Here is a 1,370-nt window from a genome sequence, read left to right as displayed (position 1 = left end):
TATCATTCAGCTTTATCGCTTATCCCCTAATTTTATTTCTAATTATCGCTCTTGACACATTTAATAGGAAGGTTTTCGTATTTGAACGAGCAGCAGTCATCTCCGCTATTTATACTGTGATACTAACTCCTACTTTTATAATCATGCTCGTGGTGTTCCGGATTAGGCTAAAATAAGACTAACTATCCCAACTAGCTCTAACTAATCCCTATCTCTTCTTCCTGAACTCGGTATAGCCACATTTACCACACGAATAGCGGTCTTCATGCTCTGCCAGGAAGACTCCAGCACCACATCTCGGGCATGTTCTCCGCTTCCTCTTCAATCTCAGTCCTCCATCATTCTCCTTTTCTTTTAATACTTCATAGTATCTATGTATCATTTTGATTTGCACCTCCAAAGTTCCTCTTTAATATATGCTCCCTCTCTATCTCTCTCATTCTATCTTCATTCTCGTATATCTTCGCATAGCCCACCGCCTCACGCTTGCCAAATTCTGCACGCATCCAGTCAATTACAAGCAGCTTAGGACTACACTGGAGTGTATTCACCAACGCCTTCCGTGCCTCCACTCTGCTCGGTAAACCACCATCATACTTTAACCGGAAGAAAAACTCCTTACGTCTCAATAATCGATTCTCACGCTCATTCTCTATTTCTATATCTACCTCTATACCCATCTTCCTCCTTCTTCTCCCTTACCTTTACACCTCTCTTTTCTCTTTATTGTCTATTGTCTCAAATTGGTATAAACACATTATAAAGTATGGTCTTATAAAAGGGATTGCTCATCTCCTTAAATCATCGAGAATAATATGACGGATGCGAACCTAAATTCCTTTGAGTTGAGTAAGATACCGATACTCTTATTTAAGCCGGTGATCGCCCAACCGAGGCTGATCCTCTCCTGTTTCCATGCGTTGGGACTGTACATTTAGACGAGCTAAAGAAGGAGCTTGTGTTGATGAAAATTAGTTAAAATATGACTATGGAAAGAAAATTAAGATTGGATTGATTTCAATAACTAATCATCCTCTATCAGTAGAAAATTGGGCATCTTAAACCTGAAAAGATCAATCAGATAATTGAGAGGATGGTATCTATATCTATCCTTTGGCGACGAATATACAACTCCAACTCCCGATAACAGAGCGTATCTGGCTATGGTGCATCGCACCTCTGCCCAAATCCAGTCTTACGATTGGACTTTATACTTTATATAGGATATGCTCGGAATGTTGAATGTTATTGGAGATATGTTTGTTTTTGCGCTTATTGTAGGAGTGACTCTAAAGATTTGGGGAATATCTGCTATCTGGAAATCCATTACTGCTGTAACGGTGCTCGCACTTCATATCTTATCTTATCGA

At 39.6% G+C, this 1,370-nt stretch carries 2 protein-coding genes; both read right to left on the bottom strand.

Going from position 1 to position 1,370, the window contains the following annotated elements; translation table 11 throughout:
* Positions 1-208: 208 nt before the first annotated feature.
* Positions 209-382: a 30S ribosomal protein S27ae gene (locus J7J01_05740; GenBank protein MCD6210378.1), complete on the bottom strand. Its 174-nt coding sequence runs from the start codon at positions 380-382 to the stop codon at positions 209-211.
* A complete protein-coding gene (locus J7J01_05735) occupies positions 372-680 on the bottom strand; it encodes a hypothetical protein (GenBank protein MCD6210377.1) in 309 nt (102 codons plus the stop codon). The genes J7J01_05740 and J7J01_05735 overlap by 11 nt, the downstream gene beginning before the upstream one ends.
* Positions 681-1,370: the final 690 nt, after the last annotated feature.

The sequence above is a fragment of the Methanophagales archaeon genome (assembly GCA_021159465.1).
GTDB lineage: Archaea > Halobacteriota > Syntropharchaeia > Alkanophagales > Methanospirareceae > G60ANME1.
This window is presented reverse-complemented; position numbering and strand designations above follow the sequence as displayed.